At 64.1% G+C, this 4827-nt stretch carries 4 protein-coding genes and 1 pseudogene; 1 reads left to right on the top strand and 4 read right to left on the bottom strand.

Annotated elements, in window-relative coordinates; genetic code table 11:
* Nucleotides 1–328: 328 nt before the first annotated feature.
* From ACJH7A_RS30020 to ACJH7A_RS30005, 4 genes and pseudogenes are all read right to left on the bottom strand, one after another.
* Complete coding sequence (locus ACJH7A_RS30020) at nucleotides 329–997, bottom strand: IF2 family translation initiation factor (protein ID WP_244872620.1); 669 nt, start codon at nucleotides 995–997, stop codon at nucleotides 329–331.
* Nucleotides 998–1023: 26 nt separating this feature from the next.
* Nucleotides 1024–1581 (bottom strand): CsbD family protein, encoded by a 558-nt coding sequence (locus ACJH7A_RS30015; protein ID WP_212812415.1) that lies wholly within the window; start codon nucleotides 1579–1581, stop codon nucleotides 1024–1026.
* Between the two features lie 163 nt (nucleotides 1582–1744).
* Nucleotides 1745–2015 (bottom strand): annotated as a pseudogene (locus ACJH7A_RS30010) (DUF4235 domain-containing protein).
* Between the two features lie 120 nt (nucleotides 2016–2135).
* On the bottom strand, nucleotides 2136–3740 hold the full coding sequence (locus tag ACJH7A_RS30005) for an FMN-binding glutamate synthase family protein (protein WP_371824558.1): 1605 nt from the start codon (nucleotides 3738–3740) through the stop codon (nucleotides 2136–2138).
* A 325-nt stretch (nucleotides 3741–4065) separates the two neighbouring features.
* Here ACJH7A_RS30005 and ACJH7A_RS30000 point away from each other — a divergent pair, with 325 nt between their 5' ends.
* Nucleotides 4066–4407 (top strand): hypothetical protein, encoded by a 342-nt coding sequence (locus tag ACJH7A_RS30000; RefSeq protein ID WP_244872621.1) that lies wholly within the window; start codon nucleotides 4066–4068, stop codon nucleotides 4405–4407.
* The last annotated feature ends 420 nt before the right edge of the window (nucleotides 4408–4827 follow it).

The following is a 4827-nucleotide window of genomic DNA, read 5'->3' as shown; positions in this document are numbered from 1 at the left end:
GAATTCGAAGCAATCATGACCACACCGGCCAGTCAGGCCGCGTGACCGAAACTGTCACCTGATCGTGCAGCAGACCCGCCCCAGCAGCAGCCAGATGCTGGGGCGATCTGCGCTCACTAACTAACTCTGGCTGGTGAGCTTGCCTAACAAGCGGTGCACGTTTGTCAACCTTCCTTGCGTCTCGACAGCTGCCAAGAAGGTCCCTAGCCGCGCAGGCACGTCACTGCCCCCGGCGATATCTTCGTGTCGACGATCGGCGACACCTTCGGCACAGTCGCCATGCTCGGCAACGTCGCGGGACAAGCCACTGTCGGTTCGGAAGCCTGCGTCAGACCCGACCCGCCCGCCGGTTCTGCTTCTCGGCGTCGGCCAGTACTTCGACCTGCTCAGCCTGCTCGCGTTTGGCTGCCGCCGCGGCACGCTTGACCCTCGCGTCCTCGAGCGCGGCTTCGGCCGCAGCCGCCGCCTTCCCTTCGGCCTTGGCGATCCGTTGCAGACGTTGTTGTTCGGCGGATTTGACAGCCTCGCGCTTACGTTCGGCCTCGGCCCGGCTGGCCTTCGCGGCCTGAGCGATTCGCTTGTCGGCCTCTTCCGCCGCCTGCCGCTTACGCTGCTGCGCGCGCTCGCGCGCTTCCGCCACTGCGTCCTGCTTGGCGGCGATCGCTTCGTCGCGGTCGTCGGCGGCCTCTTCCAGCGAGTCCTCCAGCTGCGCGCCGGCCTCTTTGCGCCGTTGGGCGGCGTCCATGCTCCGCACGACAGCTTCGGCACGAACCTCGCTTCGGCGGGCCAGCGCCGCACCCCGCCGGCGCAGCGTGGAATCGCCCAGCACTCCGCCGACCGCAGCGTCCAAACCCCCGAGCGACCGCTCATAGATCAGCCGAGCGGGTGCTTCGGCGTCCAGGCGGACGATCCACCGATCCTCGATGAACTGCAGGGGAAACCGGGCCAGGCGGTATTGCATGCGCAAGACCTGTAACGGCAATTCGATGATACTCACGATATCTCCTTGGCTCTCAATGTCTTTCAGGACAAGTTGGTTCGATCACTGAGGGTCTCGGCGCGTTCGCGAAGGCGACGGGCCTCGGCTTGCCCTTCGTCCGCATCTCTCTGCGCGGCGCGATGTTCGGCGAGCGCGTCACGTGCCTCCCTGCCGGCTGCGGCGGTGTCGGCCGTTTCCCGGATTTCCGCCTGCCGTTCCTCGCGCTGCTCCTCGACGCTGGCGCGGACCTGCTCCTCGGCGGCGCGGTGCCGCGCTGTTTGTGTGGCTTGCTGGACCTGGTCCACCTGCCGCTGTTGTGCGGCGTCTTCCGCGGCGTCCGTGCCGGACCGCACCACGTCCCGGGCGCCGGCCGCCTGGTGGCGGGCCTGCGACGCCAGGCCGGTGACGGCGTCGGCTTCGGCGTCTGCGACCGCTTCGATGGCGTTGGCCTCCTTGCGGGCCCGCGCCTGCGCCTGCTCCAACTGCCCTTCGGCGGTCAATGAATCGTTGCCGGTCACCGCGCCGGCGATCTCTTTTGCTCTGCCCTTGATCGAATCGACCAGGCCTTTACGTGCCTCATCAGCTTTCTCGTGTTCGCCCATGACCATGCCATGCTCGTTTTGCGTCTCCTTCAAACACCGTTCGGTCGGGCCTGGGCCGTCCGTGAAGAGCCGACAGCGCGCTGAACAGGCACAAAGCATCGACAACGGCTGACGATCGAGCACCTGTGATGTGAGTCAACCCGCGTAGCCAACCGCGAGAGCTTTACACCGGATTCTCGCGCGCCACAGCGCGGTAGCTGCGCGCCCCCGCTCGGTCTACGGCAGCCCTGACCAAACCGAAGACGAGGCCCTGCACACCGGCGGCGAGCAGGGCTTGCCCGCCCGAGCGGTTCAGATCCTTGGGCCGGAGGTCCCTCTCCAGAGTCGTCGATCCGCTCCCACAACACACTGAAGACATTGCCGGCCACCAGGCCGCCCACCACGCTGAACGCAGCTGACAGCGGCGGATACAGTGACTTCGATATCTTGCTCATCGTTCTCCCTGGCACACCTGACGGTCCCGACTGGTCCGGGCCTCGGCTGAGAGTTACCCCGGCCGCGTCCACGTCAATCGCCCAAACCGCCTCAGCTCGAACGCCAAAGGCCTGCAGGCGTCAGGACAATCGCCGAGATCGCAGGATGGGCCGGAACGAATCGGCATCGGCCGCCGCCCAGTCGAAAGCCCAACTTTCCGGCGCCTGCTCGATGAGTTCACCGGGCGCCAACCACTCGTAGAGTTCCGCGTACGAGACCTGCTGGGTGGCCGAGACTTTCTTGCGCAGCAGATGCGGTGATAGCAGCGCCGGATCGGCGATGCCCATCGATCCCATGATTTTCATTGCCTGCTCGACAGTGGCCTTCTGGTAGCGATACACGCGCGCGCTCTTGTCGTCGACGTCCAGAGCTCGGGCCCGTCGCGGGTCCTGTGTGGCGACCCCGACCGGGCAGTGATTGGTGTGGCAGCGCTGCGATTGGATACAGCCGATGGCCATCATCATGGCGCGCGCAGCGTTGGTGTAGTCGGCGCCCTGAATGAGTCGTTTGATGATGTCGTTGCCCGCGGCAACCTTGCCGCTGGCGCCGATGCGTATGACGTCGCGCAGGCCGGTACCGACCAGTGCGTTGTGCACCGTCATCAATCCGTCGGTCAGCGGAAGCCCGACGTGGTCCTCGTATTCCAGTGGCGCAGCGGCTGTTCCGCCCTCCGCACCGTCGACGATGATGAAATCGGGAGTCACCCCCTCGGCGCGCATCGCTTTGCAGATCGCCAAGAAGTCCACCCGCGATCCCACGCACAGTTTGAATCCCACCGGCTTGCCGCCGCACAGTTCGCGAAGCCGACCCACAAACTGCACAAGCTCGCGTGGAGTTGAAAACGCCGAGTGCGCAGCGGGACTCACGCACTTCTCCCCCGCGGGCACGCCGCGATACTCGGCGATCTCCTTGCTCACCTTCGACGCGGGCAGCACACCGCCCACCCCAGGTTTGGCGCCCTGGCTCAGCTTGAGCGACACGCATTTGACCGCGTCGTGTGCGGCCTTGTCGGCGAACTGGTCAGGGTCGAAGTGTCCGTCGGCGGTGCGGGCGCCGAAATAGCCGGACCCGATCTCCCACACCACATCTGCGCCCCCGAGATGGTAGGGCGTCAGGCCGCCTTCGCCCGTATCGTGTGCGAAGCCTCCCCGTCGCGCCCCGGCATTCAGGGCTTTCAACGCGTTGGCCGAGAGCGCTCCGAAACTCATCGATGAAACGTTCAGCAGTGCCATGTCATAGGGCCGGGTGCAGTCTGGGCCCCCGATACGAACCCGGTAGGGCTGCGGCGGCGGTTCCACCGGTGCGGTCGAGTGCACCAGGTACTCGTACCCGGGCTCGTCGACATCCCGTTCAGTGCCGTACGACAGCTCGGCCGCGGTCCCTTTGGCCCGCTCATAGATGAGTGAGCGGATGTCGCGGTCGAACGGTCGGCCGTCAAAATTGCGTTCGATGAAGTACTGCTGCAGTTCCGGGCGCACCGCTTCAAGCAGGTATCGGATGTGTCCGATCACCGGGTAGTTGCGCAGCACAGAATGGCGTCGTTGCGTCACATCGAAGACGCCTACCGCGGCCAGCCCACCTACTGCCGCCGCCGCAATCCACCACACCCAACTACCGAAAAGCGCAGTAACGGCAAGGCCTGCCGCAACGGCGACCAACGCCGCGACGATTCCGAACCGAATCACATCAACCCTCTTCATCTGGCGGTCCACTGTCGGCGGAATACCCAGAATCGGTCCGTTCAGGCATCGGCGCCTCCAGATCGCCGGCACAAACATAGCTGTGCGCCCCACGGAGTGCCTTCGTTCGGGACGGGCAACCCCAACCGCGCGAGGGGCGTCGCTTCGCTCAGCGGCCCTCTCATCCGGACGCCATGAGCTGGCAATGTCTGAAATGGCTATGAATCGATCATGAAATTGGCATGTCGATCATTATGTGTCGCATATGAATACCTCGACGCACGTTCGAACCTGACTAGAATTGAATTTGAGAATACGCAGATAAACGTATTTGGATTCTGGAAAGGAAATTGAATTGTTGGGCGGCGGTATTACCAAGGGCGTCGTGGTTGCGTGCGGAGCCATCGTGTTGAGCTTGGGCTCGGCGGCGCCGGCGCTGGCTGCGCCCGAGGTGCAGAAATCGGCCCAGGCCACGATCAGCGAGCTAGAAGCACAGGGACTTCGACCGATACTCAACAAGGTCGGTAACGCACCCATCGAGCAATGTACGGTCATCGCGGTGCGCGACGGCACTGCCGTCAAGCACTCCTGGATACAGCGAGGACCTACCGGGAACGTCGGCAATCTCGTTCGGTACAAGACTGCGTACGTTGATCTCATGTGCAATCGATGAATGATGCCGGCGGGTATTCGAACCGCAATTCGTAGGCGGCTGCAGCAACTGTCGATTGCTGCCGACAAAACCGGTAGCAATTGTGTCGATTCGGCTCAACGCAACAGACTCCGCCGCCTGGAACGTACGACGCGCCCTTCGTCCCGAGCGCGGCGTCGGTACAGACGTCCCAGAACACTTCGATCTCGTAGCCGCCGGCCGCTCCCCATGCCGTCAGCGCGTTCGCATACCTCGTCTGCGACGCTTCGGTAGCGGACTCACGCATGCTGCACTCGGCACGGTCGACTCTCCCAGCAGCTTCGACCACCTGCGGTGGGGCGACACTCAGGAGCAGGTCGTGGACCTAGCCCGGATTTTTCGTGGAATGTTGACTGTGGGGGTGTGTAGATAAGCGAAAGTGCCTGTCCTGCAAGGAATAAT

The sequence above is a fragment of the Mycobacterium sp. SMC-17 genome (assembly GCF_045310915.1).
In the GTDB taxonomy this organism is placed as follows: Bacteria; Actinomycetota; Actinomycetes; order Mycobacteriales; family Mycobacteriaceae; genus Mycobacterium.
This window is presented reverse-complemented; position numbering and strand designations above follow the sequence as displayed.

What these genes read in the sequence shown, in the direction of transcription:
- ACJH7A_RS30015 (WP_212812415.1), bottom strand. Translation starts at nt 1,581, where the DNA reads ATGGGCGAACACGAGAAAGCTGATGAGGCACGTAAAGGCCTGGTCGAT.